The sequence below is a fragment of the Rhodopseudomonas telluris genome, assembly GCF_042432815.1.
GTDB lineage: Bacteria > Pseudomonadota > Alphaproteobacteria > Rhizobiales > Xanthobacteraceae > Rhodopseudomonas > Rhodopseudomonas telluris.
Map to the genome: position 1 here is coordinate 971,735 of NZ_JBHLWM010000001.1, position 20,377 is coordinate 992,111.

General features: G+C 64.6%; 20 protein-coding genes. 2 read left to right on the forward strand and 18 right to left on the reverse strand.

Going from position 1 to position 20,377, the window contains the following annotated elements:
* Nucleotides 1–146: 146 nt before the first annotated feature.
* The 16 genes from ACFFJ6_RS04480 to ACFFJ6_RS04555 form a co-directional block, all read right to left on the reverse strand.
* Nucleotides 147–1,427: an ABC transporter substrate-binding protein gene (locus ACFFJ6_RS04480; protein WP_378384782.1), complete on the reverse strand. Its 1,281-nt coding sequence runs from the start codon at nucleotides 1,425–1,427 to the stop codon at nucleotides 147–149.
* Nucleotides 1,428–1,488: 61 nt separating this feature from the next.
* Entirely contained in the window at nucleotides 1,489–2,562 is a 1,074-nt protein-coding gene (locus ACFFJ6_RS04485) for a branched-chain amino acid ABC transporter permease (RefSeq protein WP_378384784.1), read from the reverse strand.
* On the reverse strand, nucleotides 2,562–3,455 hold the full coding sequence (locus tag ACFFJ6_RS04490) for a branched-chain amino acid ABC transporter permease (protein ID WP_378384786.1): 894 nt from the start codon (nucleotides 3,453–3,455) through the stop codon (nucleotides 2,562–2,564). Before ACFFJ6_RS04490 ends, ACFFJ6_RS04485 begins: the two co-directional genes overlap by 1 nt.
* Nucleotides 3,456–3,567: 112 nt before the next feature.
* Complete coding sequence (locus ACFFJ6_RS04495) at nucleotides 3,568–3,720, reverse strand: hypothetical protein (protein WP_378384788.1); 153 nt, start codon at nucleotides 3,718–3,720, stop codon at nucleotides 3,568–3,570.
* Complete coding sequence (locus ACFFJ6_RS04500; RefSeq protein ID WP_378384790.1) at nucleotides 3,717–5,648, reverse strand: long-chain fatty acid--CoA ligase; 1,932 nt, start codon at nucleotides 5,646–5,648, stop codon at nucleotides 3,717–3,719. The genes ACFFJ6_RS04495 and ACFFJ6_RS04500 overlap by 4 nt, the downstream gene beginning before the upstream one ends.
* Nucleotides 5,645–6,469: an ABC transporter ATP-binding protein gene (locus ACFFJ6_RS04505; protein WP_378384792.1), complete on the reverse strand. Its 825-nt coding sequence runs from the start codon at nucleotides 6,467–6,469 to the stop codon at nucleotides 5,645–5,647. Before ACFFJ6_RS04505 ends, ACFFJ6_RS04500 begins: the two co-directional genes overlap by 4 nt.
* 253 nt (nucleotides 6,470–6,722) lie before the next feature.
* A complete protein-coding gene (locus ACFFJ6_RS04510) occupies nucleotides 6,723–8,654 on the reverse strand; it encodes a glycosyltransferase family 39 protein (RefSeq protein ID WP_378384794.1) in 1,932 nt (643 codons plus the stop codon).
* Nucleotides 8,655–8,783: 129 nt separating this feature from the next.
* Nucleotides 8,784–9,362 (reverse strand): hypothetical protein, encoded by a 579-nt coding sequence (locus tag ACFFJ6_RS04515; RefSeq protein WP_378384796.1) that lies wholly within the window; start codon nucleotides 9,360–9,362, stop codon nucleotides 8,784–8,786.
* A 162-nt stretch (nucleotides 9,363–9,524) separates the two neighbouring features.
* Entirely contained in the window at nucleotides 9,525–9,920 is a 396-nt protein-coding gene (locus tag ACFFJ6_RS04520) for a carboxymuconolactone decarboxylase family protein (protein WP_378384798.1), read from the reverse strand.
* Nucleotides 9,853–10,287 carry a MerR family transcriptional regulator gene (locus tag ACFFJ6_RS04525; RefSeq protein ID WP_378384800.1) on the reverse strand — a complete coding sequence of 145 codons (435 nt, stop codon included), beginning with the start codon at nucleotides 10,285–10,287 and terminating at the stop codon, nucleotides 9,853–9,855. The genes ACFFJ6_RS04520 and ACFFJ6_RS04525 overlap by 68 nt, the downstream gene beginning before the upstream one ends.
* Before the next feature lie 103 nt (nucleotides 10,288–10,390).
* Nucleotides 10,391–11,086 carry an ABC transporter ATP-binding protein gene (locus tag ACFFJ6_RS04530; protein WP_378384802.1) on the reverse strand — a complete coding sequence of 232 codons (696 nt, stop codon included), beginning with the start codon at nucleotides 11,084–11,086 and terminating at the stop codon, nucleotides 10,391–10,393.
* Nucleotides 11,086–11,835 carry an ABC transporter ATP-binding protein gene (locus ACFFJ6_RS04535; RefSeq protein ID WP_378384804.1) on the reverse strand — a complete coding sequence of 250 codons (750 nt, stop codon included), beginning with the start codon at nucleotides 11,833–11,835 and terminating at the stop codon, nucleotides 11,086–11,088. The genes ACFFJ6_RS04530 and ACFFJ6_RS04535 overlap by 1 nt, the downstream gene beginning before the upstream one ends.
* The gene (locus ACFFJ6_RS04540; protein ID WP_378384806.1) at nucleotides 11,832–13,133 is read right to left on the reverse strand and encodes a branched-chain amino acid ABC transporter permease; all 1,302 of its coding nucleotides are present in this window, start codon (nucleotides 13,131–13,133) and stop codon (nucleotides 11,832–11,834) included. Before ACFFJ6_RS04540 ends, ACFFJ6_RS04535 begins: the two co-directional genes overlap by 4 nt.
* Nucleotides 13,130–14,077 (reverse strand): branched-chain amino acid ABC transporter permease, encoded by a 948-nt coding sequence (locus ACFFJ6_RS04545; RefSeq protein ID WP_378384808.1) that lies wholly within the window; start codon nucleotides 14,075–14,077, stop codon nucleotides 13,130–13,132. The genes ACFFJ6_RS04540 and ACFFJ6_RS04545 overlap by 4 nt, the downstream gene beginning before the upstream one ends.
* Before the next feature lie 169 nt (nucleotides 14,078–14,246).
* Nucleotides 14,247–15,476: a branched-chain amino acid ABC transporter substrate-binding protein gene (locus ACFFJ6_RS04550; protein WP_378384809.1), complete on the reverse strand. Its 1,230-nt coding sequence runs from the start codon at nucleotides 15,474–15,476 to the stop codon at nucleotides 14,247–14,249.
* Nucleotides 15,477–15,670: 194 nt separating this feature from the next.
* Nucleotides 15,671–16,516 (reverse strand): uroporphyrinogen-III synthase, encoded by an 846-nt coding sequence (locus tag ACFFJ6_RS04555; protein ID WP_378384811.1) that lies wholly within the window; start codon nucleotides 16,514–16,516, stop codon nucleotides 15,671–15,673.
* Nucleotides 16,517–16,646: 130 nt separating this feature from the next.
* On the opposite strand from ACFFJ6_RS04555, the gene purU reads away from it, so the two are divergent.
* The gene (purU, locus tag ACFFJ6_RS04560) at nucleotides 16,647–17,507 is read left to right on the forward strand and encodes a formyltetrahydrofolate deformylase (RefSeq protein WP_378384813.1); all 861 of its coding nucleotides are present in this window, start codon (nucleotides 16,647–16,649) and stop codon (nucleotides 17,505–17,507) included.
* Between the two features lie 330 nt (nucleotides 17,508–17,837).
* On the opposite strand, the gene ACFFJ6_RS04565 is transcribed toward purU, so the two are convergent.
* Together ACFFJ6_RS04565 and ACFFJ6_RS04570 are read right to left on the reverse strand one after the other, a co-directional pair.
* The gene (locus ACFFJ6_RS04565; RefSeq protein ID WP_378384815.1) at nucleotides 17,838–18,422 is read right to left on the reverse strand and encodes a DUF2939 domain-containing protein; all 585 of its coding nucleotides are present in this window, start codon (nucleotides 18,420–18,422) and stop codon (nucleotides 17,838–17,840) included.
* 102 nt (nucleotides 18,423–18,524) lie between these two features.
* Entirely contained in the window at nucleotides 18,525–19,058 is a 534-nt protein-coding gene (locus ACFFJ6_RS04570; protein WP_378384817.1) for a hypothetical protein, read from the reverse strand.
* A 98-nt stretch (nucleotides 19,059–19,156) separates the two neighbouring features.
* Here ACFFJ6_RS04570 and ACFFJ6_RS04575 point away from each other — a divergent pair, with 98 nt between their 5' ends.
* Nucleotides 19,157–20,332 (forward strand): ABC transporter substrate-binding protein, encoded by a 1,176-nt coding sequence (locus tag ACFFJ6_RS04575; protein ID WP_378384819.1) that lies wholly within the window; start codon nucleotides 19,157–19,159, stop codon nucleotides 20,330–20,332.
* Nucleotides 20,333–20,377: the final 45 nt, after the last annotated feature.

The window sequence follows — 20,377 nt, forward strand, 5'->3', positions numbered from 1 at the left end:
CCGTCGTTGAACGTTGACGCTGCGGCGTACTGGATCCCCCGCATGCGCGGGGGATGACGGTTGTTTACGTCGCGACGCCGCGGCTCCGGGCGACGCGGCGCGCACGTTCCTCGCCGTTACGCCGCGGCTGCAGCCGCGCTTTCAGCTCACCAGCCCAGCCATTCCGGCTTGCGCGGCAGGTCGACGGTCTTGACCTTTTCGAGCTTGATGGTGCCCTTGGCGATCAGGTCCTTGAGGTCGCCGTCGGTCGGGCCGGACACCTTGGCGCGATACAGGTCGACCTTGGTGGTGCCGCGGTGGTCCTTGTCGGTCCAGGTCGACGGATTGCAGACGCCGTCCATCCCGGCCGGGACCCAGTCCTTCTTCTGGTAGAAGCCCTTGCGGACGTTCTCACCGGTGGCGCCGCCGTTCTTGGCGGCCCAGTCGATCGCTTCCTTCATGTACAGCGCCGAGCACACCGCGGCGACGTAATGTACCGGGCGATAGACGTTGCCGGACGGATCGGAAATCTTCGAGACCTCTTCGACGATCTTCATACCGGGCGCGCTGCCGCCCCAGGCGACCGCGGTGCGCAGCGGGAAGATGACGCCGTCGGCGGCATCGCCGGCGGTCTTCGCGGCGTTCTCGTCCATGCCCCAGACGTTGCTCATGAACTGCACGTCGACGCCGGCGGCCTTGCAGGCCTTCATCACGGAAATGTTCGACGCAGCGGTGTTGCCGAGATACGCGTAGTTGGCGCCCGAGCTCTTGAGCGACAGACACTGCGCCGAGTAGTCGCCCGGCGCCAGCGCGAACACCAGCGGCGGCAGCACCTCAAAGCCGAGCTCCTTGGCGAGCGCCTCGCCCGCGGCCTTCGGCGCGTTCGGGTAGGGATGGTTGGCGCCCATGTGGACGAATTTCGGTGCGCCGGACTTGCCTTTCGCCTTCCAGTCCTCCGCCGCCCACATCAATTCGGCACGCAACGCGTCGGAGTAGGAGGGGCCGTAGAAGAAGTTGTACGGCGCCGGCTTGGCCTTGCCGCTGCTGCCTTCCGGATCGGTCAGCGCCGCCGCGTAGGAGCCCGACAGATCGGGGATCTTGTCGTTGGCGAGGAAGCCGGTCAGTGCCTCGGTGTCGGCGGTGCCCCAGCCCATGATCGCTGCGACCTTGTCGCCGCCCGACCATTTCTTGTACAGCGCGATCGCGCGCGGCACCTGATAGCCGTAGTCGTTGGTGTCAACGCTGAGCTGCTTGCCGCCGACGCCGCCGTTCTTGTTGACCCAGGCGAAGGTGTCGGCGACGGCCTGGCCGTACGGCGTGCCGACGTCGGACGTGCCGCCGGAATAATCGGCGAGATGGCCGATCGCGATCTGCGCCTGCGCGGTCGCCGAAGCGCCGGCAATGATCAGCGCCATCGCGGCGGTGCTCAAAAGGGATTTCATCGTCATTGGTGTTCTCCTCCAGTGTCTTTCTTATTGAAGTCTGCTCGTGCGTCCGTCGTCGGCCCGTTCAATGCGAGAACGGGTAGAGTTTCCAATACGCCTTGATCTGCCGCCAGCGATGCGCGAGCCCGTCCGGCTCGAACACCAGGAAGGCGATGATGATCAGGCCGATCGCGATTTCACGCAGGAAAGTCAGGTTGTTGTTGAGCAGCAGCGCCCGGTCGATCGCGCTGCCCTTCAGTTCCATGCTGATCCACTCCATCGCCTCCGGCAGCAGCACCACGAAGGCCGTGCCCATCAGCGTGCCCGAGATCGAGCCGATGCCACCGATGATGATCATCGCCAGGAACAGGATCGAGCGCTCGATGCCGAAGCCCTCGTTGGAGACGACGAGCTGGTAGTGGGCATACAGCGCGCCGGCGATGCCGGCGAAGAACGCAGCGAGGCCGAACGACAGCGTGCGATATTTGGTGAGGTTGATGCCCATGATCTCGGCGGAGAGATAATGGTCGCGCACCGCCACCAGCGCGCGGCCGTCACGGGTGCGCATCAGATTGGTGACCAGAATGTAGCTGACCAAGAGATAGGCCAGCACCACGTAGAAATATTGCTTGTCGCCGCGCAGCGTGTAGCCGAACAGCGAGAACGGGTTGGCCGAGGCCGGCACCGAGCCGCCGGAGAACCATTCGGCGCGCGAGAAGAAGTCGATCAGGATGTACTGCGCCGCCAGCGTGGCGATGACGAGGTACAGACCTTTCAGTCGTGCTGCCGGCAGGCCGAAGATCAGGCCGACCAGTGCGGTGACGACACCGGCGAGCGGGATGGTGAAGAACACCGGGATCGGCAGATTGTTGTTGAGATAGGCCGAGGTGTAGGCGCCGAGCAGAAAGAAGGCGGCGTGGCCGATCGAGATCTGGCCGGTGAAGCCGACCAGAATGTTGAGCCCGAGCGCCGCGATGCCGAAGATGCCGATCTGGATCAGGATGCTGAGCCAGTAGCCCGACAGTACCAGCGGTGCGAAGGCGATCAGCACCACGCCCAAGATCGCCATGTTGCGGCTGGTTTTGGTCGGGAAGATCGTGGTGTCGGCGGCGTAGGACGAGCGGAAGTCGCCGGCGGGGATGAGAGAAGCATTCGCCATCAGATACGCTCGATGTCCTTGGTGCCGAACAGGCCGTAGGGCTTGATCATCAGAATGATGATCAGCACGTAGAACGGCGCGATTTCGTAGAGATTGCCCCAGTGCAGATATTCGCTGTCGACATACTGGGCGATGTTTTCGAGAAGGCCGATGATGATGCCGCCGAGCACGGCGCCGCCGATCGAGTCGAGCCCGCCGAGGATCGCCGCCGGAAACACCTTGATGCCGTAGGCCGACAGGCCCGACGACACGCCGTTGACCACGGCGACAACGACGCCAGCGACTGCCGACACCGTCGCAGAGATCGCCCAGGCCATCGCGAACACGCTCTTCACCGAAATCCCGAGCGACTGCGCCACCTGCTGGTTGAACGCGGTGGCGCGCATCGCGAGGCCGTATTTCGACACTTTGAAGAACCAAGCCATGCCGACCATCATCGCCAGCGAAACGATGAGGCTCATGACGTAGACCGTCTGTAGCTGAAAGCCGGCGAACGACACCGACTGGCTGCTGAAGATCTGCGGGAACGGCTGCGGATTGACGCCGTAGATCCACTTCAGGGCGGCCTGAAACACGGTCGACAGCGCGATCGTCACCATGATCACCGAAATGATCGGCTCGCCGATCATTGGCCGCAGCACCACGATCTGGATCGCGATGCCGAACACGAACATGAACACGAGCGTGATCGGCATGCCGAGATAGAACGGCACCTGATATTTGGTGAGCAGCGTCCAGCACACCCAGGCGCCGATCAGCAGTAGTTCGCCCTGCGCGAAATTGACGACCTGCGTCGCCTTGTAGATCAGCACGAAACTCATCGCCACGACGCCGTACAGCGTGCCGACCACGAGGCCGTTGACGAGAAGCTGGATCAGGAGATGCGAGTTCATCTTGATTCCCACTTCGTCTTTGCTGGGCTTGACCCCGCAATCCATCCTGTTCGGATGATGGATACGCGGGTCGAGCCCGCGTATGACGCCTTCATAAGTTGCGCTGCCGTGCTCACTCGGTCGCCTCCGTGCGCGCGTCGGCTTTTGAATTCGCCTTTTCCACGTCGTGCCCGGGCTTGTCCCGGGCATCCACGTCTGGCCGCGGGCGCTGTTCGTGGATGGCCGGGACGAGCCCGGCCATGACGGCGGAGAGGACCGGCTTCATTCCGCCGCCTCCACATGAGCTTGGCCGCTGCCTAAATCGACCACCTTCAGCGAGGTCCGGATGCGCTGGGTGGTGCCGTCCTGGAATTGGATCACGGTGTCGACCGGAATCTCGGCCTTGCCGCCGTAAATGCCGTCGATGATGTCGCCGTACTTCTCGTTGATGACCGAGCGGCGCACCTTGCGAGTGCGGGTGAGTTCGCCGTCGTCGGCGTCGAGTTCCTTGTAGAGCAGCAGGAAACGGCTGATGCGCTGCGCGGTCGGCAGAGTAGCGTTGACGGTTTCGACCTCGCCGCGCAGCAGCTCGTAGACCTCGGAGCGCGAGGCGAGGTCCGAATAGGTGGTGAAGGCGATCCGCTTCTTCTCGGCCCATTTCGAGATGATCGAGTACCGGATGCAGATCATTGCCGCGAGATGATCCCGCCCGGCGCCCAGCACCACGGCCTCGGCCACATAGGGCGAGAATTTCAGCTTGTTCTCGATGTACTGGGGCGAGAACTTTTCGCCATGCGAGGTCTCGGCGAGATCCTTGATGCGGTCGATGACGACGAGCTGGCCGCTCGGGTTGAAATAGCCGGCGTCGCCGGAGTGCATCCAGCCGTCCTTCATGTCGGCGGCGGAGGCCTCCTCGTTCTTGTAGTAGCCGAGATACATGTTGGGATGTCGCACCACGATCTCGCCGATGCCCTGCACGTCGGGGTTCAGCACCTTGATCTCGATCTCCGATCCCATTGGCACGCCGGTGGTGTCGGGATCGACTGCGTCGGGTTGATGCAGCGTATAGGCGCCGAGCAGCTCGGTCTGGCCGTACAGCGTGCGCAGCGGCACGCCCATGGCGCGAAAGAACCGGAAGGTGTCCGGCCCGAGCGCGGCGCCGCCGGTCGCGGCCGAGCGTAGCCGCGTGAAGCCGAGCCGGTCGCGCAGCGCGCGGAACAGCACGGCGTCGGCGAAGGCCGAGTGCCTACCTTGCTCGAGCGCGGCAAGGCCGGCCTTCATGCCGGTGTCGTACAATCGCTGCTTTAGCGGCGAGGCGTCCATTACCCGTGCGCGCACGTCCGCGGCGATGCCTTCCCAGACCCGCGGTGCGAACAGCACGAAGGTCGGGGCGATCTCGCGGAAGTCGTTCATCATCGTGTCGGGCTCTTCGACGAAGTTGACCTTCATCCGGCACAGCAGCCCTTTGCCGAGCGCGTAGACCTGCTCCATGATCCACGGCAGCGGCAGCACAGACACGTACTCGTCGTCCGGGCCCTTCGGATCGAACGACAAATACGTCGCGCAATGCTTCAGGACGCGGCCGGCCGCCAGCATCGCCAGCTTGGGATGCGCGGTGGTGCCCGAGGTGGTGCAGAGGATCGCGACGTCCTCGCCTTGCGTTGCATCGACCAGCCGATCGTACAGCCCCGGCTCGCGCTGGGCGCGGGCGCGGCCCATCGCGGCGAGCGTATCGGCCGGCAGCAGCCGCGGATCGTCGTATTTCCGCATCCCGCGGGGGTCGGAATAGACGATGTGCTGAAGGTTCGGCACGCGCTCGGCGAGCGTCAGCAGCTTATCGACCTGCTCCTCGTCCTCGGCGAACACCAGCCGGGCCTCGCCGTAGCTCAGCAGATATTCGGCTTCCTCGTCGAGTACGTCGCGATAGAGGCCAAGGCTCATCGCGCCGATCGCGTGGGTGGCGATCTCGGCCGACACCCAGTCCGGCCGGTTGTCGCCGATGATGCCGATGACGTCGCCTTTGCCCAGGCCGAGCTCGACCATGCCGAGCGCGAAATCATGCACGCGGGCCTGATAGTCGGCCCAGGTGAATTCCCGCCACAGCCCCAGATCCTTTTCGCGCAACGCGATGGCGTCGCCGAATTCGCGGGCGTTGAGACGAAGCAGCTTGGGGAAAGTGTCGGCTGCCGCGACGCGGCCGGCATAGTCCATCATGCGACGCGCTCCGCAGCGGAATGAGCCGGCGCGTCGTCCGGATCGGTCAGAACCTCGTCTTCCTCGCCGAGATAGGCCCGCTTGACGTGTGGATCGGCCAGCACCGCGGCCGGCTCGCCTTCGGCGATCTTGCGGCCGAAATCCAGCACGACGACACGGTTGGAGATATCCATCACCACGCCCATGTCGTGCTCGATCATCACCACCGTCATGCCGAACTCTTCGTTGAGATCGACGATGTAGCGGGCCATGTCCTCCTTCTCTTCGAAGTTCATGCCGGCCATCGGCTCGTCGAGCAGGATCAGCTTCGGCTCCAGCGCCATCGCGCGCGCCAGCTCGACGCGCTTGCGCAGGCCATAGGAGAGGGTGCCGGCGGTCGCCTTGCGCACCGACTGCAGGTCGAGGAAGTCGATGATCTCCTCGACCTTGTGGCGGTGCTGCAACTCCTCGCGCCGCGCGCCGAGCCAGTACAGCGCACCGGTGAGGAAGTTGTTCTTCAGCAAATGGTGGCGGCCGACCATGATATTGTCGAGCACGCTCATATGGTGGAACAGCGCGAGGTTCTGGAAGGTGCGGCCGATGCCGAGCGGGGCGCGCGCGTTCGGCTTCAGCGCGGTGATATCGCGGCCATGATAGAGCAGCTGGCCTTCGGTCGGCCGGTAGCGGCCGGAGATGCAGTTGACGATCGACGTCTTGCCGGCGCCGTTGGGGCCGATGATCGAAAACAGCTCGCCGTCGTTCACGGCAAAGCTCACCTCGCTCAGCGCGCGGACGCCGCCGAAACGAAGGGACACATTGCGCACTTCTAACGCGTGTTCCAAGCCTGCTCCTCCCCGAGCATCCGCCGCATTTGCGGTCTGTGATGCTCCCGGCGCTTTTGCGCGCCTTATCCGGCGGTTGATCCGCCGTTCGAACCTTATATCAGCCGAATGGCTGATGATATTCGACTATTTTAGCCTGGGGAAAGACACTGGACGCAAGCGGGCCACTACTGATGCTGGCGATCGGACTGATTCCGGCGGCGGCGACCTCTTGCCGCATGCTGCAGTTCGTTCGTGCTGCAATGCAGCAAGGTCACCTATCAGAACGCCGCCAGATGGTCGCGCGGCCCTGCTGATCGGGCAGCTCGTAAGTCGCCGTTCGCTTGTAGCGTGTCTGCTCGGCCATGGCGTCGACGATCCCGACCATCCGCGGATACTCCCAGCCTGCCCAGGGTAGCGAATAGCGGCTGTCGGGCGCGTCGATGATGACGACGACGTCGGCGGTGGACTGCGCAACGCGCTCGGTCATCAGCTTTCGGACGTCCTCCCGCGAGGGCTGGTTGTCGATATACGGATCGTCGACGACGCGGTGGCAGCGGCAACGCTCGCGGATCACCCAGGCGAACAGCTTGCTGGCGCCGAAGGTGGTGAACACGGCGACTTCGCTGGTGCCGTCAAGCTCGGGAAGATAGGGGCGGACGAGATCGAGATCGGTCGGCCCCTCGGTCGGATGGATCGCGGCGATGTAAGCGGCGCTCGGGATCGGACGACCGATGGTGACGGCGAGCAGCGACGCCACGGCCGCGGCGGCGACGATTCCCCTCACCCAGGGCGACAGCGCGCCGCGCAACCGGCGTAGCAGCAGCGCGGCGCCGACGCCGGAACAGATCCACACCGCGAACAGCCAGGTCGACATGAAGCGGCCCTGATGCTGCGGATGAATCACCACACCGGCCCAGGCGACGATGGCGAACAGAAACACCACGCGCGCCCCGGGCGCGAGGCGGGGAAGGCCTAGCAGGCCGATCAGCGCCAACGCCGCGACAGGCAGCGCAATCGCAGGCGACGCGTGGAAGCTGTCCGCAAATACCTGCCAGTAGAATTGGGCACTGGTCCACAACGTCGCATTCGGGTCGGGATTGTTCGCCGGGCCGACGAACCACAGAAAGCGCGACAAGCGGTGCGGCAACAGGAACGAGATCGCGATCGGGGTCAGGTGCCAGTACAGCAGCGCGCGTCCCGGCACGCCGAGCGCGGCGTCGATCGCCGCCTTGTTGCGCCACCACAGCAGCGACCACCACAGAAACACCAGCCCGTAGGAGAGGGTGATCAGGTTCTCCGGCGGATACAGCGAGACCGACTTGCCGAACAGCTCCATCGCGGTCGGTCCGCGCGCGTAGATGTAGCCGATCAGGATGGCGATGAGCGCCGCAAGGATCAGCAGCGGCTGCCGAACCACGCTGATGATCAGGTTACCGACCTTGATCCGGCCGAGCGTCCTCGCCAGCCGGAAGGTGCCGCCATGATGCTCGGAGGCGAAGGCGATCGCCATCGCCGCGAGCAGCAGCCCCCAGTAATTGCCTTTATGGAAGAACAATACGGTCAGCAGAACCGCGACCAGTCGCCACCGTGGGGCATCGTTCGGCTGGGCGAAGGCGCGCAGATAGGCCCACAGCGCGGCGGCCGAAAGGCCAGCACCGAGACCTTCCAACATGACGTCGGCGCTGATCAGCCGGAATGCCGGGCTGGCGGCGGTGAGGATGACGGCGATCGCCGCAGCGAACACACCCTCGATCCGGTCGGTGACCAGCCGGCGAGCGATCAGCCAGACGAACGAAATTGTGGCGACCCAGCCGATCAGGCTCGGCACGATCGCGAGGCGATGGTCGGGGCCGCCGATCAGCAGCACAGCGCTCAGCACCAGTCCATGAAACGGCGGCCAGACCTTGGCTTTCTCGAGCTCGCTGAAGAACCACGCCGGATCGAGATTGCGGATCGCGAGCGCGAGGTCCAGGCCGAAACTGTAGTGCGAATTGCGGTCGTGGTAGAAGGCGCGCCACAGCAGATCGGGCGCCCGATAATAAGCAGCCAGCATCATGCCGGCGATTCCGACCGCTACGGCGACGACGATCAGGAACGCCAGCGTGTCGAACCAGTGTCCCGCGCCGCGCTCGGCGTTTGCGCCGGGGCGCGGTGCTGCGCCGACCCGGCCGGTCTGATCGTCGTCTCGTTCGGCGCTCGCCATCGATATCCCTGGAAGCTGCGGCCACCCGAAGGATTCCGGATCGACCCGGCGCTCCGATAGCATGCCGGCGGCGGCAGCGATAAGGCAGAACGTGTCGGGATTCGTCTGCCGCGGCGGCGGACTCGCGATCTAGGAGCGGCCGGCCCGATCCGCGTAGAGCCGCGACACGACGATGCCGATGAAGATCGAGATCATGGCGGCGCTGAAGGCATTCATCGACAGCAGCCCGGCATATTCCCCCGCCTGGTAGAGGTGCGGCGGCGCACCGTAGCGACCGTGGAGAAAAAGGTAGGCCGCGACAGGTAATCCGGCGAGCGGCAGCATCAGCAACCGCTCGCTCGGGCGAAACAGCACGCTCGCCAGCATCGCGCAGGGCAGCAGAAACAATTCGATGCCGGAGGGCTCACCGAGCAGCCAGGTGCAGAACACAGTGTTGCCGGTGGCGAACAGCGATAGCGCCACGCGCCCGAGGCGCGAATGCATGCGGGCGAGAGCCGGCACTGCGAAGAAAAACGGCGCCGACAGAAGCGTCAGCAGCAGCCACGGCATCCCGCCGACGCCGGCCACATACGCCACGTACAGGGGATAGAACGGTCCGTTGCCGGCGAGCACGAGGGCAACGAGATTGCCGGTCGCGGCGAGAGGATCGGGATTGTCCGCATAGGCGCGAAACCAGTCGGTGATTCGCGTCAAAGGTGCTGGCAGCATTCAGGCTCACGATCGGCGCAAGGCGCGGCTGGCGTTCCCCGTATCCTAGTCCCGAAAGATCGGTTCAGGAAGGCGGAGCGAGCTCCCGCCGCGCGCTGCAGCTGCGCCGACCGGCAACACTCTGACGGAGCGCTTGCGGCAGACGGAAGCGTCGCGATCGGCTTAGGACGCGCGGGCCGCGAAGACCTCCTTCGCGGCGAACAGGCCGTTCAGCGCTGCCGGAAAGCCGGCATAGACCGCCATCTGCATGATGATCTCGGTGACCTCGTCGCGGCTCAGTCCGACATTCAGGCCGGCTTCGATATGGACCTTGAGCTGCGGCGCGGCGTTGCCCATCGCGGTCAGCGCGGCGATGGTGGCGATCTCCCGCGCGCGCAGATCGAGGCCCGGACGGCTGCAGATGTCGCCGAACGGAAACTCGATCAGATAGCGGGCGAAATCCGGCGCGATCTCTGCCAGGGATTCGACGACCTTGTGGCCGGCTTCGCCGTCAATCGCTGCGAGCGCGCGCAGACCGCGGTCGTATCGTTCGTGCTGGTCGGTTGTGAGTTGCGTCATCGTCCGTCTCCACCTTGCTGGCGCCGGCCGCATAGCCGGCGATCTTGGTGTCGAGGACGGTCAGGCAGGTTTTCAGTTCGGCGACATGCGCCTGCACCTTGGCACGGTGCTGCTCCAGCAGGATGCGCCGGGCATCCTCGGTGGCAGTGCCGCGGGCGCGCAGCTTGGCGTAGCGCAGCATGTCCCGGATCGGCATCCCGGTGGTCTTGAGACGACCGAGAAATTCGATCCAGACCAGGATCGACGCGTCGTAGTCACGCTGACCGGATGCATCGCGCGAGGCGCGAGGCAACAGCCCGATCCGCTCGTAGTAGCGCAGCGTGTGGGCCGTCAGTCCGGTTCGCCGGGCGAGGTCTCCGATCTTCATGGCCTGCTCTGTCCGTCACGACGCCCTGTTGCTACAGGTTAGAGTGCGCTCTAAGTCAAGCACAATCTCCCAAGCGTGCAGACCGGCAGCCGCGACCGGCGGCTCACACCTCCAGCCATTCCTTTCGCACAGCCGCGTTGCCCTTGAGGTCGTCCGGGGTGCCTTCGAACACGATCTTGCCGTGGCCCATCACATAGAGCCGGTGCGAGATGCGCATCGCGATCGACAGTTTCTGCTCGACCAGCAGGATGGCGACGCCGCGGCGGGCGATTTCGGCGATCAGGTCGCCGACCTGCTGGACGATCAGCGGCGCCAGGCCTTCGGTCGGCTCGTCGATCATCACCAGTTCGGGATCGCCCATCAGCGTTCGGCAGATCGTCAGCATCTGCTTTTCGCCGCCGGACAGCACGCCGGCCGGCGTGTCGGCGCGGGCCTTGAGGTTGGAGAACATGTCGAGCATGTCGTCCAGCCGCCATTTGCCGGGATTGCGCGGGTTCTTGACGCCGAGCATCAGGTTCTGACGAACCGTCAGGCCCGGGAAGATGTCGCGATGCTCCGGCACGTAGCCGAGGCCGAGATGCGCGATCTTGTAGCTCGGCAGCCCGGCGATATTCTTGCCCTTGAACAGGATCGTGCCGTGCGGCGGCACTTCGCCCATCACCGCCTTGACGGTGGTGGAGCGGCCGACGCCGTTGCGGCCGAGCAGGCTGACCACTTCGCCGGCGCCGATCTGCATGTCGACGCCCTGCAGGATGTGGCTCTTGCCGTAATACGCGTGCAGGTCCTTGATCTCGAGCATCAGGCCGCCTCCTCGCCGAGATAGGCTTCCTTGACCTTGGGATTGCCGCGGATCTCCTCCGGCGTGCCGGAGGCGATCACCTGGCCATAGACCAGCACCGAGATGCGGTCGGCGAGGCCGAACACCACGCTCATGTCGTGCTCCACGATCAGCAGCGTGCGGCCTTCGGTGAGCCGCCGGATCAGCGACACCGCGCGCTCGGTCTCGGCGTTGCTCATGCCGGCGGTCGGCTCGTCGAGCAGGATCACGTTGGCGCCGCCCGCGATGGTGATGCCGATCTCCAGCGCGCGCTGCTCGGCGTAGGTCAGGAGGCCGGCCGGAATGTCGCGGCGCGAGGTGAGGTGGATGTCTTCCAGGATCTGTGCGGTGCGCTCGCGAACCTCCGGCAGGTTGTCGACGTTCTTCCAGAATGCGTAGCGGTGCCCGGTCGCCCACAGCACGGCGCAGCGCAGATTCTCCCACACCGTCATGTTGGCGAACACGTTGGTGACCTGGAACGAGCGCGAAAGGCCACGGCGGTTGATCTGGAAGGGCCGCAGCCCGGAGATTTCCTCGCCGCGCAGCAGGATGCTGCCCGACGTCGGCTTCATGTAGCCACTGATCAGGTTGAACGTGGTGGACTTGCCGGCGCCGTTCGGGCCGATCAGCGCGTGGCGCTCGCCCTGCGCGACCGACAGCGTCACGTTCTGGATCACCTTGGTGATGCCGAAGCTTTTTTCGACGTTGGTGAGTTCGATGGCGGCGGTCATGCGGCGTGAACCTTGGCGCGGGCTTCGGTCAGCGTGGTGTCCCAGCGTTCGGCGACGCGCTTCCACGCCATCTTCGCGAGGATGAACCCGACGATGATCAGCGCGGCCGATGCGGCCCAGGTCAGCGGGCTGGCGGCGTTGAACGGGACGCCGAACGCGACCCGGTTCGGATCCTCGTGCGGGTTGACGGTGTAGTGCACGATGGTCTCGATCATCAGCATGAGGCCGGTGCACAGTGCCAGGGTCGGCAGCGCGGCCAGCAGATAGCTCGGCAGCATCCGGCTCAGCAGGCCTGCCTTGATCAGCGGCCGGTGCATCATCAGCAGGCCGGTGATGCCGCCCGGCGCGAACACCACGACGGCGATGAAGAACAGGCCGAAATACAGCTGCCAGACCTGGGTCAGGTCGCTCAGCACCAGCGACAGCACGGTGACAAAGATCGCCCCGACGATCGGGCCGATGAAGAAGCCGATGCCGCCGATATAGGCGGCGAACAACACGGTGCCCGACTGCACCGCGCCGAGATAGGCCGAATTGGCGATCTCGAAATTGATCGCCGCCAGCGCGCCGGCGATGCCGGCGAAGAAGCCGGAGAAGCAGAAGGCGAGGTAGCGCACGACGTGCGGATCGTAGCCGACGAACTGCACGCGTTCCGGATTGTCGCGGACGGCGTTGCACATCCGGCCGAGCGGCGTCCGGGTCAGCGCATACATCGCGATCATGGCGATCAGCGTCCAGGCCGCGATCATGTAGTAGATCTGGATCTGCGGGCCGAACGACAGCCCGAACACCTTGAACAGCTTGGCGCGGTTGGCCGAGATGCCGGCCTCGCCACCGAAGAAGGTGCGCAGGATCAGGGCCGAGGAGGCGACCAGCTCGGCGAGGCCGAGCGAGATCATCGCGAACGCCGTGCCGGAGCGCTGCGTCATCACCCAGCCGATCAAGGCGGCGAAGAACAGTCCGGCAAGGCCGCCGATCAGCGGCACCAGCGGCAGCGGGATCGCCCACTTGTTGAAGCCGAGGAAGTTGATGGTGTGGATCGCGAGAAAGCCGCCCAGCCCGTAATAAACCGCGTGGCCGAACGACAGCATGCCGGTCTGGCCGAGCAGGATGTTGTAGGACAGCGCGAAGATGATCGAGATGCCTACCAGGCTGAAGGTCGTCAGCGAGCCGCCGGAGGAAAACACCTTCGGCAGCAGCAGCAGGATCAGGGCGGTGCCAATCCAGATTCCGTAGAACTTCAGCCGGTCGGAGACACCCGGCCGTGGCGGCGCCACGCGAGCAGCGAGGTCGGTCATGTTTCGCGAGTTCCCAACAGCCCCATCGGCCGGAAGATCAGGATCAGCACAAGCAGCAGATACGGAATGATCGGAGCGATCTGCGCGATCGTCACGTTCCAGATGTCGCTGAGCCAGGATTGCGCCAGGTCGGGACCAAGCGGTCCGAACACCGAGGCGAGCGAGCCGTTGATCGACACGGCGAAGGTCTGCACCAGCCCGATCAGCAGCGAGGCGATGAAGGCGCCGGGCAGCGAGCCGAGCCCGCCGACCACCACGACAACGAACAGAATGGGCCCGAGCAGCGCCGCCATGTTCGACTGCGTCACCAGCGAAGGGCCGGCGATCACGCCGGCGACAGCGGCGAGCGCGGTGCCGACACCGAACACCAGCATGAAGATGCGTTCGACGTTATGACCGAGATGCGCCACCATGTGCGGATGGGTCAGCGCGGCCTGCACGATCAGGCCGACCCGGGTCTTCTTCAGCGCCAGCAGCAGCCCGATGAAGATCACGATCGACACCGCCAGCATGAACATCTTGTAGGCGGGATAGTTGGTGGAGAAGATCGTGAAGGCCGGGAAGTCCAGCAGGGTCGGCACGCGGTAGTCGACCGGGACCTTGCCCCAGATGATGCCGACGATTTCCTCGATCGCGAAAGCAAGGCCGAAGGTGAACAGCAACTCGGCAACGTGCCCGTTCTTGTGAACGCGGCGCAGACCGAAGCGTTCGACCGCGGCACCGATGGCGCCTGCGAGCAGCGGCGCGATCAGGAGCGCCGGCCAGAAGCCGAACCATCGGCTGATCTGAAATCCGAAAAAGGCGCCCAGCATGTAGAAGCTGGCGTGGGCGAAGTTCAGCACGCCGAGCATGCTGAAGATGACGGTGAGCCCGCTCGCCATCAAGAACAGCAGCATTCCGTACAGAACGCCGTTGAGGGTGGAGATGACGATCAGTTCGAGCATTTTATTCCAGACCGCCTGACTACAGTGGGGCCGTCATGGCCGGGCGTGTCCCGGCCATCCGCGTTCTTGAGTCGCCACGTCGTCAAACGTGGATGCCCGGGCCTTCGCCGCGCCGAAGGGGCTACGGCCCCGCAGGCGGGACGAGCCCGGGCATGACGTTGGTGGAAGCTTACGGCCGGTCCATCTTGCAGGTGGTCGGCAGCATGGTCTGGGCGGTGTCGACCTTGGCGACCTGCTTCCAGCCCCAGCCGGTCTTTTCCTCGTCGAACTGGCCGGCGGGAATGTCGCCGAACGAGGAGATGTAGATCGGCTGGAAGAACTGATGATCGTCCTTGCGCATGATGCCTTCGCCGCCGTCGAGCACTTCGAACTTCATGTCTTCGAGGGCGTAGGCGACCTTCACCGGATCCAGCGACTTGGCCTTTTCGGCCGCGGCCGCGAACATCCGCATCTCGTTGACTGCACGCGGATACCACAGGCTCAGATCGACCTTGGCGCGGAACGCCTTTTCGAACTCCTGCGACGGCTTGTGAGCGACGTTGGCGAAGCCTTCGGTGATCTGGAACACCTGATGGTCGAGCCCGGCCTGCTTGATCGCGGTCGGACCGCCGGCGCCGCCGGCGTAGTAGGTGTACCAGCTCACCTTGAGGCCGGCGTCGGCCGCGGCCTTCAGCAGCAGCGCGATGTCCTGGCCCCAGTTGCCGGTCACCACGGTATCGGCGCCGGAAGCCTTGATCTTGGCGATATAGGGCGCGAAGTCGCTGATCTTCAGCAGCGGGTGGAGTTCGTCACCGACGATCTGGATGTCCGGACGCTTCTTGGCCAGCATCGCGCGGGCCTGGGTCCGCACGGACTGACCGAAGGAGTAGTCCTGATTGATCAGGTAAACCTTCTTGATGGCCGGCACGTCCTTCATGTAGTTGGTCAGCGCCTCCATCTTGATGTCGGAGTTCGCGTCCCAGCGGAAGTGCCAGAAGCTGCATTTGTCGTTGGTCAGGATCGGGTCGACCGCCGCGTAATTGAAGTACAGCACTTCCTTGCCGGGGTTGCGCTCGTTGTACTTGGTCAGGAAGTCCGACAGCGCGCCGGCGACCGAGGAGCCGTTGCCCTGGGTGACGTAGCGAACCCCGGAGTCGATCGCCTTCTGCGCCTGGATCAGGCTTTCCTGCGGATTGGTCTTGTTGTCGAGCGGGACGATCTCGACCTTCTTGCCGAGAATGCCGCCCTTGGCGTTGAGCTCGTCGGCAAGATACTGGAAGGTCTTCAGACCGCCTTCACCGACGCTGGCACCGCCGCCGGAGAGCGGATCGATGTATCCGATCTTCACGGTCTCCTGGGCGATTGCCGCCGACGTGAACATCGGCGCTGCGATCGCAACGGCTGCGAGAAATCGCTTCATCTGGTTCCTCTCCCTAAATCCCCGAGGGGCTTTTTTGTATTATTGGCGTGTTAGCGCAAATCACCGAGCGGTTTCAACCCGGCGCTTGATGTTCTTCCGAAAACATCCTTACTTTTCGCGGCCCGCCGAGCCGCGTCCGAATGATGGACGCCGCTGGCATGGCGATGAGCTGGTGGCGGGAAGTCGATAGCATTTCAGGCCGAGGCCGCCGTTCGTGGCGCGCGGCCACTTAGCGCCGTGCTCATCGCGCTGATCAGCGGCTTCATGAAGAACGCGCCTTCCGGCGGCGTGATGGCGGGCGTAAATCCGTGCTGTCTGAGTTCGTCGGATACCACCGGCCCGACCGAGGCGATCGGCGTTGTCAGGAGAGCTTGACGCAAGCGGTCTTCACATCCACGTGCCTGCGACACATCCAGCAACCGTCGGAACTGGTTCGAACTGGTCAGCGCGATCGCATCGACGCGGCCTCCGGCCATTTCGTCGATGGCGTTGATGACATTCTCTTCAGCGGCGCGCGGGTCATACGCATAGGGCAGGACGGTATCGACGGTTGCGCCCTGCGCCTCGATCGCGCCGACCAGCGCCGCATGATCCTTGTCCGGGTAGAGCTGCAATCCGACGACGCGGCCGCCCAGATCGTAGCGCGCCAGCGTCGCCATGATGCCCTCGGATGTCGGTGTTTCGGTGGTGACGTCGGCATCGAGCCCGATCTCGCGCAGCGCCCGGCCGGGCTTCGGGCCACGCGCGAAACGACGCGTGCGGCCGATCGCAGCAATGAATTCGGCGTCACGACCGAGGCTGCGCGCCAGCTTGAGCAGGCGACGCAGGCCTTCGCCGGTGGTCAGCACCAGGTCGTCGAAAGGCCGCGCGATCAGCCGGTCGATCCATGCCGCGACCGGCGCCGGGTCGGGGGCATCAACAATCGCCACCATGGGACACTGCAGAACGTCTGCGCCTTGCTCGGCCAGCAGCCGGGAAAACTGCGCTTCCTCCCGGGTTTCCAGGATCAGGATGCGATACCCGTCGAGCCGTCCAGCCATTCAGTCTCCCGCCGATCGCCTTTGGTTTGATCATCTTGCGCCTTTGATCGGGATTGGCGCAAGGGCGGAGGCGGTGCTAGAGCAGACCCACCCGCAGTTCCGGCGCATCCGCGCTGATACCAAGATCGCCATGCCCCATCGTCAATATGTGCTGACCCTGTCCTGTCCCGATCGCGCCGGCATTGTCGCGGCGGTCACGACCTTCCTGTTCGAGAATGGCCAGAACATTCTCGATGCCCAGCAATATAACGACACCGAGAGCGGCCACTTCTTCATGCGCGTGGTGTTCAATGCGGCCGGCAGGGTGGTGCCGCTGGCGGATCTGCGGACCGGGTTTGGAGCCGTCGCGGTCAGATTCACGATGGGCTGGCACATGCGTGATCGCGAAAGCCGGCGCCGGGTCATGCTGCTGGTGTCGCAGTCGGATCACTGTCTGGCCGATATCCTGTATCGCTGGCGGATCGGCGAGTTGCCGATGATTCCGACCGCGATCGTATCCAATCATCCGCGCGAAACGTTCAGCGGCTTCGATTTCGGCGAGATCCCGTTCTATCACATGCCGGTGACCAAAGAGACGCGGCGTCAGCAGGAGGCCGCCATCACCGCGCTGGTGGCGCAGACCAAGACCGATCTCGTGGTGCTGGCGCGCTACATGCAGATCCTGTCGGACGACATGGCGCAGCGCCTCGCCGGCCGCTGCATCAACATCCACCATTCGTTCCTGCCCGGGTTCAAGGGCGCCAAGCCCTATCACCAGGCATTCGACCGCGGCGTCAAACTGATCGGTGCGACGGCGCATTACGTCACCAGCGCGCTGGACGAAGGTCCGATCATCGATCAGGACGTCGAGCGCATCAGCCATCGCGACACGCCGGCCGACCTGGTACGCAAGGGGCGCGACATCGAGCGCCGCGTACTGGCCCGCGCCATGCACTATCACCTCGACGACCGCGTCATCCTCAACGGCCGCAAGACGGTGGTGTTCAACTAAACGGACGTCCGGCTGAGCTTCGTAAAGCCGCAAGCATTCTCAGAGTCCGACTCAAAATTCGAACTGAATTCTCGGCGACTTTGTAGATCGCTTGATATGCTTACAAATTCCGTCATGACCGGGCTTGCCCCGGCCATCCACGCCTTTCCCGCAGCGAGACGTGGATGCCCGGCACAGGCCGGGCATGACGGGTGGAAGCGGAAATGCCTGATTTCAAAGGCTGCGTTTCGGGTCAGGCTCTCAGGGGCTTATTGAGGCTGGCCGCACTCGCGCCGCAGGATGGCGCTGTCAGGTCGCAGGGCTCATCAGGGTTCCTGCTGCACGGCGGAGCTACTTTGCCGGCAGTGAGGCCGCCAGGTTGTTGATGACGTCCGCCGGCAGGGTGAGGCCGGACAACTTCCATCCGGTGCCGGCGAAGTGCAGCCGCGCCTCGCCGAAGCGGTCGGCGGTCGCGTCGGTCAGCCTGATGCCGAACTCCGTCGGCTGGATGAAGCGGAGCCGCTGCAGCATCGCCAGCGCATTCCCGGTGTCGAGATCAGCCAGCCGCGGCAGCCCGCTGATCGGCGGCAGTTCTTGAACGCCCTCAATCTTCCCGGTTTTCAGGATTTCGGTCAGACGCTCGGCGGTCAGCAGTTTGGCGATCATCGCCTCGGCGACGCCGCCGCCGGCCGCGCGGATCAGCATCCGCTCGGTCGAACCGACCTGGCGGCTCTCGCCGATGCGGGCCAGATAGGCAGCCACCACCTGATCGGCGATCGATTGCTTCAGCGACGTCACATCGGTGCGTTCGATCACCTCCGCGCCGTTGCCGGTCCGGACGGCGTTCGCCAGTGCGGCGAGGGACCACAGCGCCGAACCCAGATAGATTGCCAGCAGAAGGATCAGGGTGACGAGGCTGCCGAGCAACCAGCGCATGAGCATCTCCGAAGTCGTCCCTCGGGCCGGTTGGCGCGAGGTCCTTCGTCAACTCGCGCCGTGCCATTTCGCTCCGTTCGAGGCCGCGGTAGCCGCGGCCGCTCAGCGAGCCGGCGGCGTCGCCGCGGCCTGTCCGGTATCCGTGCCTGCCTTGCCTTCGAGCTTCTCGCGCTCGGCGGCCGGCATGTTGCGCCGCCGCTCCTGCTCTTTCATGTAGGCCTCGTATTTGGCCGTTCCCTGACGCGGCGGGGCGTTGGGCGGCAGGCCGCCGGCCCATTGCGGGACGTGGTCGGCCATCCCCTCGGTCAGTTTCTCATTGATGGTGCCGCAGCCGCCAAGGCCGCTCAGCACGAGTCCGACAAGGGCCGCGACCGATAGACGCAACGAACTCGCTCGCATTGGTATCTTGATGTCCTGGTTAGTCGGCCGAGGCGCCGGCGGGCGGGATGGGAAGGTCCGGATAGCGGCCGCCGCAACTGCGCGGCGCGTTCTTTCTGCTATCCTTATAAGGCATACCTGATATCGCACCATCATCCCGGTTTCCATGGCAATGATGTGGCCAATCCGCCGATCGAAGCCGCGAGCCTTCACGTGGTGAGGCGCGACCAGGGCGCCGAGATCGTGCGCAAGCACCATGCAAAGCCGACGAACGCCGCAAGACTCTGCGGCGGCGCCTCGGCTAGAATGGCAACGGGGTAAAAACCCCGGACCAACCGGGACAAGAGGAAACACTCATGTTGATTGGCAGACGAACACTGCTTCAGGCCGCCTGCATTGCCGTCGCGGCAGCCACACCGATCGCCGCGCAGGCCGAGGACGTCTTCAAGATCGGCCTGATCGTGCCGATGACCGGCGGCCAGGCGTCGACCGGCAAGCAGATCGACAACGCGATCAAGCTGTACATGAAGAAGCACGGCGCCACCGTCGCCGGCAAGAAGATCGAAGTCATCCTCAAGGACGACGCCGCGATCCCGGACAATACCAAGCGGCTGGCGCAAGAACTCATCGTTAACGAGAAGGTCAACGTGATCGCCGGTTTTGGCATCACCCCGGCGGCGCTCGCCGCCGCGCCGCTCGCGACCCAGGCCAAGGTGCCGGAGATCGTGATGGCGGCCGGCACCTCGATCATCACCGAGCGCTCGCCCTATATCGTCCGCACCTCGTTCACGCTGCCGCAGTCCTCCAGCATCATCGGCGACTGGGCCGCCAAGAACGGCATCAAGAAAGTCGCGACGCTGACCTCGGACTACGCGCCCGGCAACGACGCGCTGGCCTCGTTCAAGGAGAATTTCACCGCCGGCGGCGGCCAGATCGTCGAAGAGATCAAGGTGCCGCTCGCCAATCCGGACTTCGCGCCGTTCCTGCAGCGCATGAAGGACGCCAAGCCGGATGCGATGTTCGTGTTCGTGCCGGCCGGGCAGGGCGGCAACTTCATGAAGCAGTTCGCTGAGCGTGGCCTCGACAAGAGCGGCATCAAGGTGATCGGCCCCGGCGACGTGATGGACGACGACCTTCTGAACAGCATGGGCGACGCCGCGCTCGGCGTGGTGACGGCGCATATGTACTCGGCCGCGCATCCGTCGGCGATGAACAAGGAGTTCGTCGCGGACTACAAGAAGGAATTCGGCCAGCGCCCCGGCTTCATGGCGGTCGGCGGCTATGACGGCATCCACCTGATCTACGAGGCGCTGAAGAAGACCGGCGGCAAGACCGACGGCGACTCGCTGGTCGCCGCGATGAAGGGCATGAAGTGGGAAAGCCCGCGCGGCCCGATCTCGATCGATCCGGAAACCCGCGACATCGTCCAGGACATCTACATCCGCAAGGTCGAGAAGGTCGACGGCGAACTCTACAACATCGAATTCGCCAAGTTCGACGCGGTGAAGGACCCCGGCAAGACGAAGAAGTAACTGAGCCACAAGCGAGACCTCATCCTGAGGAGTCGGGCTTTGCTC

Coding starts and splice junctions, on each gene's coding strand:
- ACFFJ6_RS04480 (WP_378384782.1), bottom strand. CDS start 1,427: ATGACGATGAAATCCCTTTTGAGCACCGCCGCGATGGCGCTGATCATT.
- ACFFJ6_RS04490 (WP_378384786.1), bottom strand. CDS start 3,455: ATGAACTCGCATCTCCTGATCCAGCTTCTCGTCAACGGCCTCGTGGTC.
- ACFFJ6_RS04565 (WP_378384815.1), bottom strand. CDS start 18,422: ATGCGCTGGTTGCTCGGCAGCCTCGTCACCCTGATCCTTCTGCTGGCA.
- ACFFJ6_RS04540 (WP_378384806.1), bottom strand. CDS start 13,133: ATGACCGACCTCGCTGCTCGCGTGGCGCCGCCACGGCCGGGTGTCTCC.
- ACFFJ6_RS04570 (WP_378384817.1), bottom strand. CDS start 19,058: ATGGTGCTTGCGCACGATCTCGGCGCCCTGGTCGCGCCTCACCACGTG.
- ACFFJ6_RS04515 (WP_378384796.1), bottom strand. CDS start 9,362: ATGCTGCCAGCACCTTTGACGCGAATCACCGACTGGTTTCGCGCCTAT.
- ACFFJ6_RS04510 (WP_378384794.1), bottom strand. CDS start 8,654: ATGGCGAGCGCCGAACGAGACGACGATCAGACCGGCCGGGTCGGCGCA.
- ACFFJ6_RS04575 (WP_378384819.1), top strand. CDS start 19,157: ATGTTGATTGGCAGACGAACACTGCTTCAGGCCGCCTGCATTGCCGTC.
- ACFFJ6_RS04485 (WP_378384784.1), bottom strand. CDS start 2,562: ATGGCGAATGCTTCTCTCATCCCCGCCGGCGACTTCCGCTCGTCCTAC.
- ACFFJ6_RS04525 (WP_378384800.1), bottom strand. CDS start 10,287: ATGAAGATCGGAGACCTCGCCCGGCGAACCGGACTGACGGCCCACACG.
- ACFFJ6_RS04520 (WP_378384798.1), bottom strand. CDS start 9,920: ATGACGCAACTCACAACCGACCAGCACGAACGATACGACCGCGGTCTG.
- ACFFJ6_RS04545 (WP_378384808.1), bottom strand. CDS start 14,077: ATGCTCGAACTGATCGTCATCTCCACCCTCAACGGCGTTCTGTACGGA.
- ACFFJ6_RS04500 (WP_378384790.1), bottom strand. CDS start 5,648: ATGATGGACTATGCCGGCCGCGTCGCGGCAGCCGACACTTTCCCCAAG.
- ACFFJ6_RS04535 (WP_378384804.1), bottom strand. CDS start 11,835: ATGACCGCCGCCATCGAACTCACCAACGTCGAAAAAAGCTTCGGCATC.
- purU (WP_378384813.1), top strand. CDS start 16,647: ATGCCCCATCGTCAATATGTGCTGACCCTGTCCTGTCCCGATCGCGCC.
- ACFFJ6_RS04555 (WP_378384811.1), bottom strand. CDS start 16,516: ATGGCTGGACGGCTCGACGGGTATCGCATCCTGATCCTGGAAACCCGG.
- ACFFJ6_RS04550 (WP_378384809.1), bottom strand. CDS start 15,476: ATGAAGCGATTTCTCGCAGCCGTTGCGATCGCAGCGCCGATGTTCACG.
- ACFFJ6_RS04530 (WP_378384802.1), bottom strand. CDS start 11,086: ATGCTCGAGATCAAGGACCTGCACGCGTATTACGGCAAGAGCCACATC.
- ACFFJ6_RS04495 (WP_378384788.1), bottom strand. CDS start 3,720: ATGAAGCCGGTCCTCTCCGCCGTCATGGCCGGGCTCGTCCCGGCCATC.